Origin of the sequence: Sphingomonas lacunae (assembly GCF_012979535.1) — a bacterium.
Lineage (GTDB): Bacteria > Pseudomonadota > Alphaproteobacteria > Sphingomonadales > Sphingomonadaceae > Sphingopyxis > Sphingopyxis lacunae.
On sequence record NZ_CP053015.1, the window covers coordinates 1,763,090 to 1,779,932 of the forward strand.

General features: G+C 62.1%; 18 protein-coding genes. 8 read left to right on the forward strand and 10 right to left on the reverse strand.

Annotation, left to right across the window (positions count from 1 at the left end; translation table 11 throughout):
- Nucleotides 1-51: 51 nt before the first annotated feature.
- Complete coding sequence (epsC, locus tag GV829_RS08510; protein ID WP_169948137.1) at nucleotides 52-777, forward strand: serine O-acetyltransferase EpsC; 726 nt, start codon at nucleotides 52-54, stop codon at nucleotides 775-777.
- Nucleotides 778-786: 9 nt separating this feature from the next.
- Nucleotides 787-1,128, forward strand: a complete 342-nt coding sequence (locus GV829_RS08515; protein WP_169945795.1) for a DUF2794 domain-containing protein — start codon at nucleotides 787-789, stop codon at nucleotides 1,126-1,128.
- Nucleotides 1,129-1,311: 183 nt separating this feature from the next.
- On the opposite strand, the gene GV829_RS08520 is transcribed toward GV829_RS08515, so the two are convergent.
- Together GV829_RS08520 and GV829_RS08525 are read right to left on the reverse strand one after the other, a co-directional pair.
- Entirely contained in the window at nucleotides 1,312-2,376 is a 1,065-nt protein-coding gene (locus tag GV829_RS08520; RefSeq protein WP_169945797.1) for a hypothetical protein, read from the reverse strand.
- A 126-nt stretch (nucleotides 2,377-2,502) separates the two neighbouring features.
- Nucleotides 2,503-3,402, reverse strand: a complete 900-nt coding sequence (locus GV829_RS08525) for an SDR family NAD(P)-dependent oxidoreductase (protein ID WP_169945799.1) — start codon at nucleotides 3,400-3,402, stop codon at nucleotides 2,503-2,505.
- Nucleotides 3,403-3,643: 241 nt separating this feature from the next.
- Between GV829_RS08525 and GV829_RS08530 the strand changes: the two genes are divergently transcribed.
- Nucleotides 3,644-5,233 carry an OprO/OprP family phosphate-selective porin gene (locus tag GV829_RS08530; RefSeq protein WP_169945801.1) on the forward strand — a complete coding sequence of 530 codons (1,590 nt, stop codon included), beginning with the start codon at nucleotides 3,644-3,646 and terminating at the stop codon, nucleotides 5,231-5,233.
- 125 nt (nucleotides 5,234-5,358) lie between these two features.
- On the opposite strand, the gene phoB is transcribed toward GV829_RS08530, so the two are convergent.
- The 7 genes from phoB to GV829_RS08565 all read right to left on the reverse strand — a co-directional run bounded on the left by phoB (nucleotide 5,359) and on the right by GV829_RS08565 (nucleotide 12,718).
- Entirely contained in the window at nucleotides 5,359-6,057 is a 699-nt protein-coding gene (gene phoB / locus GV829_RS08535) for a phosphate regulon transcriptional regulator PhoB (protein WP_169945803.1), read from the reverse strand.
- Nucleotides 6,058-6,061: 4 nt separating this feature from the next.
- Nucleotides 6,062-6,775 (reverse strand): phosphate signaling complex protein PhoU, encoded by a 714-nt coding sequence (gene phoU / locus GV829_RS08540; RefSeq protein WP_169945805.1) that lies wholly within the window; start codon nucleotides 6,773-6,775, stop codon nucleotides 6,062-6,064.
- A gap of 32 nt (nucleotides 6,776-6,807) precedes the next feature.
- On the reverse strand, nucleotides 6,808-7,587 hold the full coding sequence (gene pstB / locus GV829_RS08545; RefSeq protein WP_169945807.1) for a phosphate ABC transporter ATP-binding protein PstB: 780 nt from the start codon (nucleotides 7,585-7,587) through the stop codon (nucleotides 6,808-6,810).
- Between the two features lies 1 nt (nucleotide 7,588).
- Nucleotides 7,589-8,803: a phosphate ABC transporter permease PstA gene (gene pstA, locus GV829_RS08550; RefSeq protein WP_169948139.1), complete on the reverse strand. Its 1,215-nt coding sequence runs from the start codon at nucleotides 8,801-8,803 to the stop codon at nucleotides 7,589-7,591.
- A 61-nt stretch (nucleotides 8,804-8,864) separates the two neighbouring features.
- Nucleotides 8,865-10,235: a phosphate ABC transporter permease subunit PstC gene (gene pstC / locus GV829_RS08555; RefSeq protein ID WP_169945809.1), complete on the reverse strand. Its 1,371-nt coding sequence runs from the start codon at nucleotides 10,233-10,235 to the stop codon at nucleotides 8,865-8,867.
- A 72-nt stretch (nucleotides 10,236-10,307) separates the two neighbouring features.
- On the reverse strand, nucleotides 10,308-11,363 hold the full coding sequence (locus GV829_RS08560) for a substrate-binding domain-containing protein (RefSeq protein WP_169945811.1): 1,056 nt from the start codon (nucleotides 11,361-11,363) through the stop codon (nucleotides 10,308-10,310).
- Between the two features lie 125 nt (nucleotides 11,364-11,488).
- Nucleotides 11,489-12,718 carry an ATP-binding protein gene (locus tag GV829_RS08565; protein ID WP_169945813.1) on the reverse strand — a complete coding sequence of 410 codons (1,230 nt, stop codon included), beginning with the start codon at nucleotides 12,716-12,718 and terminating at the stop codon, nucleotides 11,489-11,491.
- A 175-nt stretch (nucleotides 12,719-12,893) separates the two neighbouring features.
- Between GV829_RS08565 and GV829_RS08570 the strand changes: the two genes are divergently transcribed.
- The 5 genes from GV829_RS08570 to GV829_RS08590 all read left to right on the forward strand — a co-directional run bounded on the left by GV829_RS08570 (nucleotide 12,894) and on the right by GV829_RS08590 (nucleotide 16,080).
- On the forward strand, nucleotides 12,894-13,340 hold the full coding sequence (locus GV829_RS08570; protein WP_425505449.1) for a hypothetical protein: 447 nt from the start codon (nucleotides 12,894-12,896) through the stop codon (nucleotides 13,338-13,340).
- A 22-nt stretch (nucleotides 13,341-13,362) separates the two neighbouring features.
- Nucleotides 13,363-13,671, forward strand: coding sequence for an HPr-rel-A system PqqD family peptide chaperone (locus GV829_RS08575; protein ID WP_169945815.1), 309 nt, complete (start codon nucleotides 13,363-13,365; stop codon nucleotides 13,669-13,671).
- Nucleotides 13,668-14,534: an HprK-related kinase A gene (locus tag GV829_RS08580; RefSeq protein ID WP_169945817.1), complete on the forward strand. Its 867-nt coding sequence runs from the start codon at nucleotides 13,668-13,670 to the stop codon at nucleotides 14,532-14,534. The genes GV829_RS08575 and GV829_RS08580 overlap by 4 nt, the downstream gene beginning before the upstream one ends.
- Before the next feature lie 20 nt (nucleotides 14,535-14,554).
- Nucleotides 14,555-15,634 (forward strand): nucleotidyltransferase domain-containing protein, encoded by a 1,080-nt coding sequence (locus GV829_RS08585; protein WP_169948143.1) that lies wholly within the window; start codon nucleotides 14,555-14,557, stop codon nucleotides 15,632-15,634.
- Between the two features lie 65 nt (nucleotides 15,635-15,699).
- Nucleotides 15,700-16,080: a VOC family protein gene (locus tag GV829_RS08590; RefSeq protein WP_169945819.1), complete on the forward strand. Its 381-nt coding sequence runs from the start codon at nucleotides 15,700-15,702 to the stop codon at nucleotides 16,078-16,080.
- A 26-nt stretch (nucleotides 16,081-16,106) separates the two neighbouring features.
- Here GV829_RS08590 and GV829_RS08595 read toward each other — a convergent pair whose 3' ends face one another.
- Nucleotides 16,107-16,796 (reverse strand): HAD hydrolase-like protein, encoded by a 690-nt coding sequence (locus GV829_RS08595; RefSeq protein WP_169945821.1) that lies wholly within the window; start codon nucleotides 16,794-16,796, stop codon nucleotides 16,107-16,109.
- Between the last annotated feature and the right edge of the window lie 47 nt (nucleotides 16,797-16,843).

Sequence of the window (16,843 nt, forward strand, 5' to 3'; positions counted from 1 at the left end):
CCAATGTGCCATGGTGCACCGGCGCTGTTTGAAGGAAACGGGGGCTATATCATGCTTTCATCGCTGATCGATTATCTGGCATCGATCAAAGCCCGCGACCCGGCACCCCGGTCGAACTGGGAAATCCTGCTCTATCCCGGCGTGTGGGCGCTCGGATTCCACCGAGTCGCCCATTGGCTGTTCGAAGCGGAGCTGTATTTCCTTGCCCGGGCCATCAATCACCTCTCCCGCTTTTTCACCGCCATTGACATTCACCCCGGCGCCAGGATCGGCAGTCACCTGTTCATCGACCATGGCTTTGTCGTCATCGGTGAAACGGCGGTGATCGGTAACAATGTCACCATCTATCAGGGCGCGACGCTGGGCGGCACCAATCCCACCAATGGCGTTGGCGGCAAACGCCACCCGACCATCGAAAATGATGTCATCATCAGCCTTGGCGCTGCCATTCTCGGCCCGATCACCGTCGGCGCGGGGGCGCGCATCGGTGCCAATGCGGTGGTGACAAAGGATGTCCCGGCCGGGGCCACCATGGTCGGCATCCCGGCCCGCTCGACGCTGGTAGAGGTGAAGCCGGAAACGCGGGAATTCGTCCCCTATGGCACGCCCTGCACCGAATTGTTCGATCCGCAGACGCAAAAGCTTGAACTCATGGCCTGCCAATTGGCTGACATGCAGAAACGCATCGCCGTCCTGATGGAGGAACGAGATGCCAAAGCGGGCGCACCCAAGGAAGCGCCCGCCAAGGTTGCCGCCAAAAAGCGCGATCAGGGCTGACGGCGGCGCATGGGTACGGTCACACCGCTTCCCGTCCAGCGTCCTGCCCTTCAGGTCGGCTTTGACCGGCTCGAACTCAACCGAATCCTCGATCTCTATGGCCGCATGGTCGCCGCTGGCCATTGGCGTGATTATGCCATGGACTTCGATCGGGATGTCGCCAGCTTTTCCGCCTTTCGTCGCACCGCCGAACGTCCTGAGATCCGTCTCGAGAAGCGTCCGGCGCTGCGCAACAAGCAAGGCATGTGGGCGCTGATCAACGAAAGCGGCGCGATCATGAAACGCGGCCACGACCTCCCCGGCGTCCTTGCCCCACTCGAACGCCGCTTGATGAAGCTGGTGGAGGGTTAGGGGTGCAGAGCCATTGCGCTGATGATCGTTTCGCAAAAGCTGTGCCGTTGCCGCCTGGACCGGGGACACATCGCCGGAGCGTTGCCGCAAGCGCGGAGAATGAATGGGCAGCAGGCTACCTCCCCACACACAAAAACGGCGGACCGTGCGGCCCGCCGTTCAGGTCAGTGAGTTTGGATTGCGTCAGGCGCTCTGGGTGACTTGGCCCGTGACCGGGACCATGCTGCGCACGCCGTCAGGCAGGATACCGACCACAATGCTGCGGGCATTCTGCCAGAAGGCCGAGAGCAGCAGCAGCGCCGAACCGATCACCAGCGCGGTCAGCGCGATGTTGAGTTCGACCGCACCGAATTCGCGGAACAACTGGGTCAGCGCGAACAGCACATAGGCGAGGGCCGAAACCAGCAGGGCGCGACGGTCAACCGCCAGGGCGATCACACCGAACAGCAGGTACAGGCCCAGCACGCCCACCGCGCCGCCCATGCCGATCGTGCCGCTGTCATTGACGCCAAGCAGCGAGAACAGCGGGTGGGCGATCATCGGTGCGGCGAGCAGGTGCAGCCAGAAGGCAACATCGCTGCGGCGGGTCTGGCGGGTGCGGTCGCTGCGGTCCCAGTTCATCGCAAAGGCAAAGACGCCGATGCCGCCTACGAGGACCAGCGACAGGATGACTGTCTTGTCGATATTGTCGGGACCGATGGCGGCGACAATCAGGCCGATGATCGTTGCCACCGCAGCGGCAGTGCCGGCCGCGATGGTGATCGGCACCATGAACCGGCGCCAGTGCAGGAAAGCGGCGGCAGTGGTCACCAATGCGACCCCGGCAATGATGACCGTGGTCAGCCTTTTGTCGGGATTGGTCCCGAACCATGCTTCGCCATTATCGACCAACAGGCCGATCTGCGCGGCCGCGACACCGCCGACAAAGGCGAGAAGCAGGATGATCGAGGGCAGGGCCATGCGGCGGCGCCGGGTGAAATATTCGGCGAGGCCCCAGGCGCTGGCCGCGATCAATACGCCGGCCATCGGGGTGGCGATTGATGCGCCGATCCACGCCATCGCGACAAGCAGGATAACGGCCGCGATCGAGACAAAAATATCGTTGAAGCCGGTGATGAGGCGGAAATGCTCCTCATCGACGGCCGGAGCATGCTGCCCCGCCGCCACATGGTCACGCAGCGCCTGTGCGGCTTCGGCGCTGATCGCGCCGGCCACCACGGCCGCTGTCAGGTCGGATTCGCTATACATCGGGACATCCCCTGTCTGTTACCCCTGAGCCCAGATCAGGGGTATAGCAGAGGTGTATTGCCGATGCAATACGCTAAGACAGGGGCAGGTAGAGGGGCGCAAGGCCGCTCTACCTTGCCCTCTACATCAATTGCCCGACAGCTTGCCCATCACCAGGCCCGACTGTTCGGCCCCGGTCTGCGGCACCGTCTCGCCAGCGCGGTCGGTGATCTCGGCAAAATGCTTGGCCACGCCCTCGGGATTGCGCTCGTCGGCGCCCAACAGCACACCATTGGTCATGGTGACATTGGCGGCGTGGACCACACCCGCACCTGCGCCGAGCGTGGTGTTGGTCGGCGCTTCCTCACTGACGAGATAGAGCGACGCCGGCACCACCAGTTCCGGCGCGAACAGCGCCAGCGCCGCTTCGGGGAAAATGTCCTCGGTCATGCGGGTCGCGGCGACCGGGGCGATATTGTTGACCTTGATGTTGTTCTTGGCGCCTTCGATCGCCAGAGTCTTGGTCAGGCCGACGAGACCCAGCTTGGCTGCGCCATAATTGGCCTGGCCGAAGTTGCCATAGAGACCGGTCGAGGATGAGGTCATCAGAATGCGGCCATAATTCTGCTCGCGCATGGTGTCCCACACCGCCTTGGTGGCATAGGCCGAACCGATCAGGTGCACCTTGACCACCAGTTCGAAATCGGCCGGTTCCATCTTGGTGAAGCTCTTGTCGCGCAGGATCCCGGCATTGTTGATCAATATGTCAACGCGGCCCCAGGCTTCCTTGGTCTTGGCGACCATTTCGGCCATCTGATCATATTCGGTGACACTGCCACCGTTCGACATGGCTTCGCCGCCAGCGGCCTTGATTTCCTCGACCACCTGCAATGCCATGTCGGAATGGCCTGTGCCGTCTCGCGCGCCGCCCAAGTCGTTGACAACAACCTTGGCGCCGCGACGAGCGAGTTCCAGCGCATAAGCACGGCCGATGCCGCCGCCCGCACCGGTGACGATGGCAACGCGATCCTTGAAACTGATGGTCATGGCAAAACTCCGTGTGAGATGCGGCCATCCTGGCCGCGCAAATTTCGCCGCCTTCCATAGGCAGATTCCTCTGCGAGGCAAGCGATCTGGCGCGGCTAGCGGGATGCCGCTACGGCAACGTGCACAAGCATTCGCCATGCAGCTGCGCGTCATAAAATCATAATGATAATGTCTCTGAAGTGTCACGAATACGAAATAGGGGCGTCTTGCATTTGTCACTGGTTTGAAGGGTATTTGTAACATGATCGTCAGGAACTGGCTTCTGTGCGGAGCGGCCGTTGCGGCACTGGCGGGCAGCCCCGCGACCGCGCAGACCATGTCTGCCGAAGATGCCGCCCTGCTGAGGGCGCAGATTGACGCGCTGCGTGCCCAGGTTGAGGCTCTTGAAGCGAGGCTGGACGCTGTTCAGGCCGCGCCGGTGGCTGATCCGGCGCCTTCGCCTGCCCCTTCAATTGCTGTTGCTGCTTCGCCGGCACCGGCATCACCTGCCCCGCCACAGATAAACACCGCTTGGCGCGGCGCACCGGAGTTCTCGGGTGAAGGCGGATGGAGTTTCAAGCCACGCGGTCGATTTCTTGTTGATACCGGCAATGTGTCGGCCCCGGACGGCATAGAGGCGACCACCCGGAATCTTGGTTACAACACGCGAGTCCGGCGCGTTCGACTCGGGTTCGAAGGAACCGTGCCGGGTGGATTCGGCTATAAGGTTGAGACAGATCTTTCGAACAGCTCGGTCGGGTTCGGTGATGTTTGGATCACCTATGCGCCATCGCCGGAGTGGCTGGTTCGCCTCGGCAATTTCGAGCCGCTCAATGGCATGGAACAGATCAGCAGTTCGAACTTTGTTACCACGCTTGAACGGGCCAGCTTCAACGAAGCCTTTTTGAACAATCGCCGTTTGGGCGCAGCCGTCGGATGGTATGATTCGGGTGATGAGCTGCGTGTCGATGTCGGGTTGTTCGCCAATCACGCGATTGACTCTTCGCTCGACAATGCCGGATGGCAGGCGTCGGCCCGTGCCACTTGGGCGCCGGCGATCGGTAACGGCCGCCTCCATCTCGGCGGGAGCATCCAGTTCCGTGAGTTTGCAGCCAATAACGGGGGAGTGGCCAACACATCTGGTGGCGCTTTTGCGGTCAACCAGCTTGCCCGCTATCGCGCTCGCCCCGGTTCTGTGCTCACCGATGTCCGGTTCGTTGACACTGCCAGCTTTGCGGCAAGCAGCGACCGGATCATCGGATTGGAAGCGGCCGTGATCTTCCCCGGAGTTTATGCTGCGGGTGAAATGCAGTGGCTTTCTGCCAATGCCTATGCCCCGGGTGGTCGCGCCAGCGGCCTGGACGCCTTCACCAACGGCAATACTGCGATTACGCCTGCCGGCAACCCCACTTTCTCTGGCGGCTATGCCGAAATTGGTTGGTTCATTACGGGAGAGAGCCGTGGTTATGGCAAGGGCTTGTGGCAGCGCACGCGCGTGCGTAACCCGGTGCATCGTGGCGGCTCAGGCGCGTGGCAGCTGGCGATGCGCTATGACTGGCTTGACCTCACCGATGCAAATCTGACAGGCGCGTCCACAACAGACTTTGCGACTGGCAACACGTCGCTTGCGGCCGTCAACAGTCGGCTTGGACGGGGTGGTTCGCAGGAAACGCTGTCCTTTGCGATCAATTGGCAACCGGTCGATTATGTCCGACTGATGCTTGATTGGAACCATGCGATGATCGAGGGCGGTCCGCTCGCGGCGCTGGCCCGCCCCACGTCCACCGATCCCATCAACCAGCGCAGCTACAGCGTCGATACGGTCGCAGCGCGAATGCAGATTGACTTCTGAGGGATGGCGGTCAGCGGCAATCACAATAGGGGCGCTGAAAGACAGCGCCCCTTTTTTTTGTCGTTTTGCCTCCGCCTCTGCCGGATGTTGTCCAACTCGGCCATGCAAGGCGGACCATGCCCGCGTTACTCCGCGCCATCCTTGTCGAGTGAATAGCCTGCTGAGCGGACTGTGCGGATGATGTCGGGCAGGCCATCAATATTGATGGCTTTGCGCAGTCGCCGTATATGCACATCGACCGTCCGCAACTCAATGTCGCTGTCCTGGCCCCAAACGCTATCCAGCAGCCGCTCGCGAGAAAACACCCAGCATGGCCGTTCAAGAAAGTGGCGGAGCAGGCGAAATTCGGTGGGTCCCAAACTGATGGATTTGCCTGCCCGCTTCACCCTGTGGCCGACCGTATCCATCTCAATATCGGCATAGATCAGCGTCTCGCCGGCGAGAGCAGGGCGCACGCGGCGCAGAACCGCATTGACCCGGGCAACCAGTTCACGTGGCGAAAAGGGCTTGGTGACATAATCATCCGCCCCGGTCTCCAATCCGCGAACCCGGTCCTCCTCTTCGCCCCGAGCGGTCAGCATGATGATCGGGACATTCGCGGTTGCAGGTGCGCGGCGCAGTTGCCGGCACAATTCGATGCCCGACATGCCTTCGATCATCCAGTCGAGCAGTATGATGTCGGGCAAGCGTTCGCGCACCAAGATCATGGCATCCTCCCCATTGGGGGTATGCCGGATGGCATAGCCTTCCTTGGCGAAATGCCATTGGACCAGCTCGGCTAGCGCGGCGTCGTCTTCGACCAGCAAAAGGTCGGGTGCCGGCATGACATCATGCTCCTGTTGACGAAGTGGATCCTGCTTCGGTGATGTCGGCGCCCTTTTCGCGCTCGTCCATATGGCGGCCGGTCGCGGCGAAATAGATCATCTCGCCGACGTTGGTGGCATGGTCGCCTGCTCGCTCAAGATTCTTGGCGATGAACAGCAGGTGTGCCGATTCTGTAATGCTGCGTGGATTTTCCATCATATAGGTGACGGAGGCGCGAAAGATCGAGTTATAAAACTCATCGACCTTGCGGTCACGGGCGCAGACTTCCTCGGCCTTGTCCGCGTCACGTCCGGCATAGGCGGCCATGATGTCACGCAGCATCTCGCACACCAGCTGGCCCATCGATGCCAGCAGGGGAATGCCCTCGATGGTGCGGTCGCCCGAAAGGATTGGCACGCGCTTGGCAATGCTCTTGCCATAATCGCCCACCCGTTCCAGCACCGCCGCGATTTTCAGCGCCGCGATCATCGTCCGCAGATCGTCGGCCATCGGCGCACGCAGCGCGATCGTGGTCACGACATGGCGTTCAATCTCTGCTTCCAGCTCGTCGATCCGCTTGTCATCGGCTACGATCGCGGCCGCTGCCGCCAGGTCACGCTGTTCGAGCGCCTTGATCGCCAGTTCGATTGCCATGGCCGCGCGGCTGCCCATGTCGGACACCATGCCGTGCAGCCGGGTCAGATCCTCGTCAAATGCCCTTACCGTATGCTGGGTCATCTCATGCCTCTCTTGCGCAGCGCTGTGGGCTATCAGCCATAGCGGCCGGTGATGTAATCCTTGGTGCGCTCTTCCCGCGGGTTGGTGAATATGTCTGTCGTCGCCCCATATTCGACAATTTCGCCAAGGTGGAAAAAGGCGGTGCGCTGCGACACGCGGGCCGCCTGCTGCATATTGTGGGTGACGATGACGATGGCATAACGACCCCGCAGATCGTGGATCAGTTCCTCGATGCGTGCCGTGGCGATCGGGTCCAACGCTGAACAGGGCTCGTCCATCAGGATCACTTCAGGGTCCACCGCAATTGCCCGCGCAATGCAAAGCCGCTGCTGCTGCCCACCCGACAGGGCCGTGCCGCTGTCGGTCAGCCGGTCCTTGACCTCGTTCCAAAGGCCGGCGCGGGTCAGCGCCTTCTCGACGATGGCGTCCAGTTCGCCTTTGCCGCTAGCCAGACCATGGATCTTGGGACCATAGGCGACATTGTCATAAATGGACTTGGGAAAGGGGTTCGGCTTCTGGAACACCATGCCCACTCGCGCGCGCAACTGCACCACATCCATCGATGCCGCGTAAATATCTTCGCCGTCGAGCCTGATGTCACCCGTAACCCGTGCGCCGACGACCGTGTCGTTCATGCGGTTCAATGTGCGCAGAAACGTTGATTTGCCACAGCCCGACGGGCCGATGAAGGCGGTGACATTGTCGCGGTCGACGTCAATCGACACGCCTTTGATCGCCTGCTTGTCGCCGTAAAACACGTCGACGTTGCGGGCGGTCATCTTGGCCGGGATGGAGTTGGCTTCGTTGGTCATGTTACCAGCGCTTTTCGAAACGGTTGCGAAGAATGATGGCGAGTGTGTTCATCGACAGCAGTACGACCAGAAGGACGATGATCGCGGCTGATGTGTTCTCGACAAAACCGCGGTCGATTTCATCCGACCACAGATAGATTTGCATCGGCAGCACGGTCGCGCTGTCACACACGCCTGACGGGGCGCCGCCGACGAACGCGCGCATGCCGACCAGCAACAGGGGTGCGGTCTCACCCAGCGCGCGGGCCATGCCAATGATAGTGCCGGTCAGGATACCCGGCAGGGCCAGCGGCAGCACGTGGTGGAACACCACCTGCGCCTTGGACGCGCCAACGCCCAAAGCGGCATCACGGATAGACGGCGGGACGGACTTGATCGCATTGCGCCCGGCAATGACGATGACCGGCATGGTCATCAGCGCCAGCGTCAGGCCACCGACGAGCGGGCTGCCCTGGCATATGCCGAGCAGGTTTATGAACAAGGCTAGCGCCAAAAGGCCAAAGATGATCGACGGCACGGCGGCAAGATTGTTGATCGACACCTCGATAATGTCGGTCAACCGGTTCCGTGGCGCATATTCCTCGAGGTACAGCGCAGCGAGAGTTCCCACCGGAAAGGCGATGGCAAAGCAGACCAGCATGGTCAGTAGGCTCCCCTTCAGAGCCCCCCAAATCCCCGACATCGTCGGATCGGTGGCGTCTGCGTTGGACAGGAACAAGGTGTCAAGTCCGGTCGAAAGCTTGCCGGCCTCTTCCAGTTGGGCGACTGCTCGCTCGGCGGCAGGTTCGCCTTCGCCCTTGGCCGCAACGTCAATCGCGGACGCGGCGGGAAGGTCGATGGTGACCTGACGTTGCAGCATCGACGGGTCATCGATAATGGCATCGCGCAGCACCCGCTCGGCGCCGGGACCGAACAGAGTTGCGCCCTGCGCGCCATAGGCTCCAGTTGCTGCCAGATTGACCAGATCGCCCAGTCCCTGCTGAGCCAGACTGCTCTGCGCTTCCTCGACTGTCATTGAATCCAGATTGATCGACAGGCCGCTGCCACGGAAATCAATCGGCAGTGCAACGCGGGTCTGGGTGAATCCGGACAGGCCTGACCCGGCCATTGTCACAAGCAGGAACAACAGGAAACCGGCGGACAGGGCGACAGCGGTCAAACCGAATGCCTTGAAGCGGCGCTCTGCTCGATAGCGGCGGCGGATGCGGGCTTGCATCTCCGCTCCCGCCCAGCGCGTCTCACTGGCGGACCGTTCGATGGCGGGAGTGGTCACGGCGTTACTCATAGCTTTCACGGTACCGCTTCACGATGGTGAGGGCGACGATGTTGAGCATCAGCGTCACAACGAAGAGCACCAGACCCAGTGCAAAGGCAGCCAGCGTCTTGGCACTGTCAAATTCCTGGTCCCCTGTCATCAGCTTGACGATTTGCACTGTCACCGTGGTGACGCTGGCAAAGGGATTGGCCGTCAGGTTGGCTGATTGGCCGGCTGCCATGACCACGATCATCGTCTCGCCAATCGCGCGACTGACGGCCAGCAGAACGCCGCCCATCACACCTGGCAATGCGGCCGGTATCAGAACTTGCCGGATCGTTTCCGAAGGCGTCGCGCCAAGCGCCAGGCTGCCGTCACGCATTGATTGCGGCACCGCGGCGATACTGTCATCTGCCATGGAGGATACCAGCGGAATGATCATGATGCCCATGACGATGCCGGCTGCCAGCGCCGAATCCGAACTGCCCCCTGCAATACCCAGCGAGTCGGACAGTCGGCGCAGCGCCGGCCCAACCGTCAGCGCTGCGAAATAGCCGTAAACAACGGTTGGTACACCGGCCAGAACCTCGATCATCGGCTTGAGCCATTGCCGCACGCGCACATGCGCATATTGCGTCAGGTAGATGGCGGTCATCAGGCCGAGCGGGATGGCGACGATCATCGCGATGATCGCCCCGATCAAAATCGTGCCCCAGAACAGCGGGATGGCACCAAATGTGTCGGCATTCACGTCGCCCGAAACCGGTCGCCAGTGCAGGCCGGTTAGGAAATCCGCTGGTGAGACCATCGAAAAAAAGCGAACCGATTCAAACAGTAAGCTGAAAACGATGCCAAATGTGGTCAGGATGGCAACCAGTGATGCAGCGAGCAGGGCAATCGTCACCACGCGCTCGACCCGGGTGCGGGCACGGAAGTCCGGACGAACGCGGGTAAAGCTGAAGGCACCACCGGCAAAGGCCAGGATAAGGGCAACCGCGAGTCCGATCAGCAGGTAATGCTGCTGTGCCGCGCGCCACGGTTCAACGAGCGAGGCGGCCGCCGGATTGAAGGCTTGGGTAATCGAACCGTCGGCAAGGGCACGCGCCTCACCCATGATCGCGTTGCGGCTGAAATCGTCGGCGGGCAGAGTGGCTGCGGCTGGATCGGCCAAAACCGACTGGGCTACCAGTCCCGGCGACACCATGTTCCAGACGAACAAAAAAGCCAGGGCCGGACCGACAACCCACAGTGCCACATACCAGCCATGATATTGCGGCCGGCTGTGCGCGCGGGTGCTTTGCAGGGCGGCCTTTTGCATCGCCCGGGCACGCCCAGTGATCCAGCCAACCAGGCCGAGACCCAGGATCAGGATGAAGATCGACATTGCCGACATGGAATGGGGGATATCCTGTTGATCGCCAGAGGGCAGGGCGGAACCGCTGGTCCCGCCCCAGGCCCGTTTCTCTTACTTCAAACCGTCCTTGACCAACAACGGCAGGTCATCGGTGGCCTTCAGTTGGGTGGCATAAATGTCGGCGCCCAGCGGGATCAGACCGCGCTGGCTCAGCGCGCCACCAGGGGCCGCCGCTTCGATCAGTGCCTTCAAATACTGCTGCAAGCCGGGGATCACGCCGATGTGCTGCTTCTTGATATAAATATAGAGCGGGCGCGAACCGGGATAGCTGCCGTCGGCGATGGTCGCCGCCGTCGCTTCGACACCGGCGATCGGCACATCGCGGATGGTCGTCCGGTTGGCATCGAGATAGCTGAAGCCGAACACGCCCAGATAATTGGGGTTCTGCGCCAGCTTCTGGACGATCAGATTGTCATTTTCGCCCTGCTCGACATAGGCCGGAGCACCGCGCAGCGTGTGGCACACTGCTTCATAGCGGTCCTTGTCGCTGTCCTTCAGCGCCTTCATTTCGGTGTTGGCTTCACAGCCCTTGCCCAGAATCAGCTCCTTGAACGCGTCATAGGTGCCGCTGGTCGATGGCGGACCATAAACAGCGATTTCGACAGCGGGCAGCGCCGGATTGACGTCGCGCCAGGTGCGGGCAGTATTCGGCTGGCCATAGGGGTTGGCCGCGAGGGCCTTGTATATATCTTCCTGCGTCAGGGCGAAGCGCGGGCCATTCACTGACTCGCCCAGCGCGATACCGTCGATGCCCAGCTGGACTTCGATGATGTCGGTGACGCCATTGGCAGCACAGGACTCGAATTCCTTGGCCTTCATCCGGCGCGAGGCGTTGACGATGTCGGGCGTTCCGGCACCGATGCCCGAACAAAAGCGTTCGATGCCGCCGCCAGTGCCGGTCGATTCGATCTTTGGCGTCTTCATGCCTGCGTTGGTCGCGCTAAAGCTTTCTGCGGCAACGTTGGCAAAGGGATAGACGGTCGAGGATCCGACAGCCCATACAAAGTCACGCGATGCGCTGGCACCGCCCGATCCGCCGCATCCGGCCAGCATCAGTGCAGGAGCCGCGATGAGCGCGAGCTTTTTGAAGGAAAGCTTGGAAAACATGGGATCCATCCTTGCAGAATTCAGGCACGAATCCTCGCCGTTTCGGAGCCGAACGATTCGTTGAATCGGCCAATCTTACACTTAGATGACAGTTTCATGACATCCGCGGCGGCAGGCAGGCGAACTCAATCGGTGATGAGGGGGAGTCGGACTTTCACCGTTGTCCCGACGCCGACGACGCTATCAATGTCGAGCCTGCCCCGGTGACGCTCGACGACATGCTTGACAATGGCGAGGCCCAATCCAGTGCCACCGAGTGACCGGCTGCGGGCGCTGTCTACCCGATAAAAACGTTCAGTCAGGCGCGGCAGATGTTCGGGCGCAATGCCCTCACTCTCGTCGCTCACTGCCAACTCGGCCATCTGTCCACCGACGAAGCCCAGCCTCACTGTAACCGGGGTTCCGGCCCGGCCATATTTCATCGCATTGCCAATGATATTGTGCAGCAATTGCGACATTTGCGCGGGGTCGGCGAGGATCGGCGCCGCTGGGCCTAGCTCCATCCGCACATCGGCTGCGCGTTTGTCTCCGGCCGCTGTCAGCTCGGCCACCACTTGCCGGATCAGTGCGCCCCACTCCAGCCGCTCGGTCGGCGCCTGGCTTTTGCTTGCCTCGATGCGCGACATCGACAACAGGTCTTCAACCAATTGCTGCATGCGCCGGGCTTCCTTATCGATCACTCCTAGGAATCGCTGGCGCACCTCGGCATCACCGCCGGCTGCCGGATCGGACAATGTCTCGACAAATCCCAATATGGCCGCGAGCGGCGTGCGCAGTTCATGGCTGGCATTGGCGACAAAGTCCGCCCGCATCCTTTCGATCGCATCGCGCCCACTATGGTCGGTCAACGCCACCAGACAGCTGCCGTCTTCCAGCAGCATTGTCCGCATTTCCCAACGTGCTCCTGGTCCGCCTATGCCGATCAGATCGATGGGTGTGGCAATGGTCGCCGGGTCGGTCCGGTCCAGGTTGGCCAGCCTGTCTGCTGCCGCTGGATGGCGCACCGCCGAGCGCACATCGACGCCGGTGATGAAGTCGCCCAAAAGCCCGCGGGCCGCATTGTTGGCAATCATCACGCGGGCGTCTTTGACCAACAGCAAGGGCACGCTGATAGCGTCGATAAATGCGGCGAAGCGGGGTTGATCCTCTAACGGGCGGTCGTCGCCACTGACCATCGTTACAGCCGGTTCAGCGACCGGCATCAACTGGTTGGTGGCCATCACACCGATCGCAACCAGTCCGGCAATCATCATTACGACAATGCCGATCCAGTCCGCGCTGACCGACAGCGCCACAGCGGTGCCCGCCAGCAACATGACCAACGCGGCAATCAACAGGGCGGGAAGACGGGTCATGGTTCGCGCACCTCTTCCAACAACAGGGCCGCTGTCAATCCCGGCGGACCTGCGCCCCACACAGCAGCAATTTGGTTACCACAGCTTGTCATAGTGGCACAGGCGGACCTGTAGTGGGCTTTCGTTGCGCGAATCGCCAGTGTAAGGATGCCGACAACGACATTGGGGACAGATGATGGATCAGGACGCCAACGGCGAAGCGAATGGCCAGCTGGCCAACGATCAGGATGCAGCGCCAGCCGCAGCCAAGCCTGCTGTATCGCTTGCCCGCCGCCGCGCGTTGATGCTGGGTGCCGCCGGTGTTGCGGCTGCGGTCACCGTCCGTCCGGCCTTTGCCCAGACCGCAGCATCGGCCTTCACATGCCAGATTCCTGTGCCTGAACCGGTTGCTGGCGGCAAATATATCGCCCTTGACGGCACACTCGTCCCGGCCGGCACACAGGGAGCTTTCCCAGGCTATTTCCGCCCGTTCACCGGTGAGGAAGTGCGTCAGGCCCTCGCTGGCCGCTCGCTTCCTGGTACGACGGCGGAACAGGGCATGGCCTACATGAACTACATCCGGCGCCTGCGTGCCGGTCAGAGTGGTTTCACCTGCTACGCATCGATCCAGGTGCCGCGCTGACCGCGGATGGCTGGGTCCGCGCATGAATGGTCAGTCTGATCGCGTGGCCGCTGCCGGCGAACCGGTTTGGCATGGGCCTGGGGCAGGCCGCCTGCGCCTCGAACCGCTCGATACGCTGACCATCGCCTATGACCGCACCTCAGGCCAGACGCATCTGCTCGCCCCGCCGCTCCCCGAACTGCTCGACCTGCTGGCCGCCGGCCCGGCGACTGGCGCGGCGCTCGTTGCCCGCATGGCCGAACAATTCGACCTCGGCGATCAGGACGTCCCGTCGCTGGTTGCCGAGAGACTGGCGGAACTTACCGCCATGGGCCTTGTCGAGCGGCGATGAGGCATAGCCACACCCTGCGCGTCGGCCCGGTCAGCTTTCGCATTGGCTCCGATTGGGAAGCGCCGGTCGATCATCTCCGCCGTCTCTATGCCGGCTATCCTGCCGCCGATTCCGGGCAGGCGCTCGCCACCGTCCGGCTGGAGGCAACCCGCCCCTGGCGCCGCTTCGTCCGGCCTTCTGTTCACATCCGCGGGGATTACACTATCCCCGATGCGCTGCCGCTGCCCCTGTCACAGGGGCTGCTCGCCGCGGAAATGGGCATGAACCTTCAAGTCGCCCTCGGCTGGCGGCAGCATCTGCTGCTCCACGCCAGTGCGGTGGAGCGCGACGGTTGCTGCATCGTCATGGTCGGCGCCTCGGGGTCGGGCAAATCGACGCTTGCGGCCCTGCTTGGTGAGAGTGAGTGGCGGTTGATGGGCGATGAATTCGCGCTGCTCGGCTTGGATGATGGTGCGATCAATGCCTTTCCCCGTCTCGTCAGCCTGAAAAATGCCGCCATAACCGAAATGGTGTCCCGTGTTCCCGCCGACCGGCTCGGCCCACCGATCCTGGGCACACCAAAGGGCACGATCCGCCATCTTGTCCCCCGCGCTGACGCCATTGTCCGCATGGATGAACCGGCGCGGCCATCGCTGCTGCTCTTCCCCACCTTTGGCGACGAGCCCGGTCTGCGCCCGGTGCCGCCGTCCGAAGCCTTCATGCGGCTGACCGACAGTTCGACCAATTATGTTGCGCTGGGTGAGCCGGGATTCGATGCACTGGTACGTCTGGTCCGCGATGTTCCTGCCGTTGCCATCGGCTATGGTTCCAGTCACGAGGGCATGGCGGTGGTCAACGCATTGTGGGCGGAACTCGGCAGGTGAGGGCGATCGAGCGCCTCATCATGTTGTTGCGCGATCCCGCCAAGGCGGCTGACGTGCCGGCCGATGCCTGGGACGCCATCCTCTCGGTCGCGCGCGGTGAGGTCATGCTCGGCACACTCGCGCTCCGCCTTGCCGGCCAGCCGCTGCCGTCCAGCGTTGCCAGGCATCTCGAAGCGGCAGCCCGTGCTGCCGATCACGCGCAACGCCTCGCGCTATGGGAGGCGGAGATGTGCCGCCGTGCGCTCGGCCCGCTGGGTATCGCGCCCATCCTGCTCAAGGGCACGGCCTATGCCGCCGCCGGGCTGCCCAACGCTGCAGGGCGGCAGATCGGCGATCTCGACATTCTGGTCCCGCGCGAGCGGCTGGACGAGGTTGAGGCGGCGCTGCTGGCTGCCGACTGGGAATGGGTTAAGGACGATCCCTATGATCAGGCCTATTACCGCCGCTGGATGCACGAGTTGCCGCCGCTGATCCATGCCGAGCGAGACCGCATGGTCGATGTCCACCACACTATCCTGCCGCTGACGGCCCGCATTACCCCCGATGCGGCAGCGATGATCGCCGACGCGCAAGACCTGCCGCTGCCAGCACATTTTGGGAATCTCCACGAACCGGGAGATGACCCGGAAATCCCTGCCGATCCCTCCACTGCCCCGCTGTTGGCAGGATACCGCGTCCTTGGCCGCTTCGATATCGTCCACCATTGTGTCGCCCATCTGATGGCCGATGGAGAAATGGACGGCGGCCTCAGGAATCTCTGGGATTTTCATTGCCTTGTGCTGGAAATGCAACGGCGGACCAATGGCAAATATCTAAAAGACTTGTTGTCCGACACCGGACGCCACGGCCTCCGTCATGCCTATGCCCGCACCGCCCGGCTGGCTCATCATCTTTTCGGGACGCCGATGTACGTGCTTGCACGGCTTACCCTCACCGACCAACTCTTCCTCCGCCGTCTGCTCGCGCGCGATGATTGGGGTCGCGAAATCCACCGCCCTCTGCGCTTCGCCTTCTATATCCGCAGCCACCTTTTGCGAATGCCGCTGCCGATGTTGCTCCGCCACCTCTGGATCAAATGGCGAAAGGGTTCGGCGGTCTGAGTTGCGCTTGACAGCCAGACAAATGTTCCTACTCTGTTCCAAACAACGACTCAGAGGAGGACCAGATGATCGGCTATGTGACCCTCGGTACCAACGACTTGCCGCGTGCCGCCGCATTTTATGATGCGCTTGCGGGGGAGATGGGCACGCCCCGCATGATGGAATTTGAGACCTTCATCGCCTGGGGCACGGAAAATGGTCCCGCTGGCATCGCCGTCACCAAACCCTATGACGGGCAAGCAGCCACTGTTGGCAACGGGGTGATGGTCGCGCTGGAAGCAAAGGACAAGGATCAGGTCCACCGCCTCTATGATATCGCGCTCGCCCATGGCGGCACGTGCGAAGGTCCTCCGGGACCGCGCGGTGACGGTTTCTACGCTGGTTATTTCCGCGACCCCGATGGCAACAAGCTCAACGCCTTTGTGATGGGTGAAGCGGCGGCCTGACCGGTCTTGCGCTGCGGCGGCGGGGATCATCCCAGTCGCCGTAGCCTCGGCACCAACTCGTCGAAATGGTTGATGACAGCGTCCGCGTTCAGCGTCTCGACCGGTTGCATCATATAGCCGAAGCTGCAGGCGACAGTAGTCGTGCCCGCTGCCCTCCCGGCATCAATGTCGAAATGGGAATCACCGATAAAGGCGGTGCGCGCTGCATCTTTCACCGGGTCGCCGCCGCACCTCGCTATCATCGTTTGGACGGTGATTGGGTCAGGCTTGGCGACAGCCAGCGTGTCGCCACCTATAATGGTGGCGAGGCGGTGCGTAAGTCCGAGCGCGTCAAGCAGCAACCGCGCATAATGCTCGCGCTTGTTGGTCACCACCGCATAGCGCACGCCCATCGCGTCGAGCGCATCGAGCGCTGCCAAGGTCCCCTCGAACGGCCGGCTGTGCACCGCGATATTGGCCTCATAATGCGCCAGCAACGTGATCAGCAGACTATCCAGCCGTTCGTCACTGACTGCTGGTGCACCTGCCAGCTTGATCCCCAGTTGCAGCATCATCCGCGCCCCGCCGCCAATCACCGTGCGGATTTGCGCATTGCTCAGCGGTGCAATGTCGGCGCTCGCCAGCGCATGGTTGGTCGCGGCGAGCAGGTCGTCGGCGGTGTCGACTAGCGTACCGTCGAGATCAAATCCGACATAGGCAAAGGGAAAATCACGCATCGCGCCGCTCCTGCCGCGCCGTAGTGGAAACCGCAACCAATTGCTGG

Coding starts and splice junctions, on each gene's coding strand:
- epsC (WP_169948137.1), top strand. CDS start 52: ATGCTTTCATCGCTGATCGATTATCTGGCATCGATCAAAGCCCGCGAC.
- GV829_RS08515 (WP_169945795.1), top strand. CDS start 787: ATGGGTACGGTCACACCGCTTCCCGTCCAGCGTCCTGCCCTTCAGGTC.
- GV829_RS08520 (WP_169945797.1), bottom strand. CDS start 2,376: ATGTATAGCGAATCCGACCTGACAGCGGCCGTGGTGGCCGGCGCGATC.
- GV829_RS08525 (WP_169945799.1), bottom strand. CDS start 3,402: ATGACCATCAGTTTCAAGGATCGCGTTGCCATCGTCACCGGTGCGGGC.
- GV829_RS08530 (WP_169945801.1), top strand. CDS start 3,644: ATGATCGTCAGGAACTGGCTTCTGTGCGGAGCGGCCGTTGCGGCACTG.
- phoB (WP_169945803.1), bottom strand. CDS start 6,057: ATGCCGGCACCCGACCTTTTGCTGGTCGAAGACGACGCCGCGCTAGCC.
- phoU (WP_169945805.1), bottom strand. CDS start 6,775: ATGACCCAGCATACGGTAAGGGCATTTGACGAGGATCTGACCCGGCTG.
- pstB (WP_169945807.1), bottom strand. CDS start 7,587: ATGACCAACGAAGCCAACTCCATCCCGGCCAAGATGACCGCCCGCAAC.
- pstA (WP_169948139.1), bottom strand. CDS start 8,803: ATGCAAGCCCGCATCCGCCGCCGCTATCGAGCAGAGCGCCGCTTCAAG.
- pstC (WP_169945809.1), bottom strand. CDS start 10,235: ATGTCGGCAATGTCGATCTTCATCCTGATCCTGGGTCTCGGCCTGGTT.
- GV829_RS08560 (WP_169945811.1), bottom strand. CDS start 11,363: ATGTTTTCCAAGCTTTCCTTCAAAAAGCTCGCGCTCATCGCGGCTCCT.
- GV829_RS08565 (WP_169945813.1), bottom strand. CDS start 12,718: ATGACCCGTCTTCCCGCCCTGTTGATTGCCGCGTTGGTCATGTTGCTG.
- GV829_RS08570 (WP_425505449.1), top strand. CDS start 12,894: ATGGATCAGGACGCCAACGGCGAAGCGAATGGCCAGCTGGCCAACGAT.
- GV829_RS08575 (WP_169945815.1), top strand. CDS start 13,363: ATGAATGGTCAGTCTGATCGCGTGGCCGCTGCCGGCGAACCGGTTTGG.
- GV829_RS08580 (WP_169945817.1), top strand. CDS start 13,668: ATGAGGCATAGCCACACCCTGCGCGTCGGCCCGGTCAGCTTTCGCATT.
- GV829_RS08585 (WP_169948143.1), top strand. CDS start 14,555: ATGTTGTTGCGCGATCCCGCCAAGGCGGCTGACGTGCCGGCCGATGCC.
- GV829_RS08590 (WP_169945819.1), top strand. CDS start 15,700: ATGATCGGCTATGTGACCCTCGGTACCAACGACTTGCCGCGTGCCGCC.
- GV829_RS08595 (WP_169945821.1), bottom strand. CDS start 16,796: ATGCGTGATTTTCCCTTTGCCTATGTCGGATTTGATCTCGACGGTACG.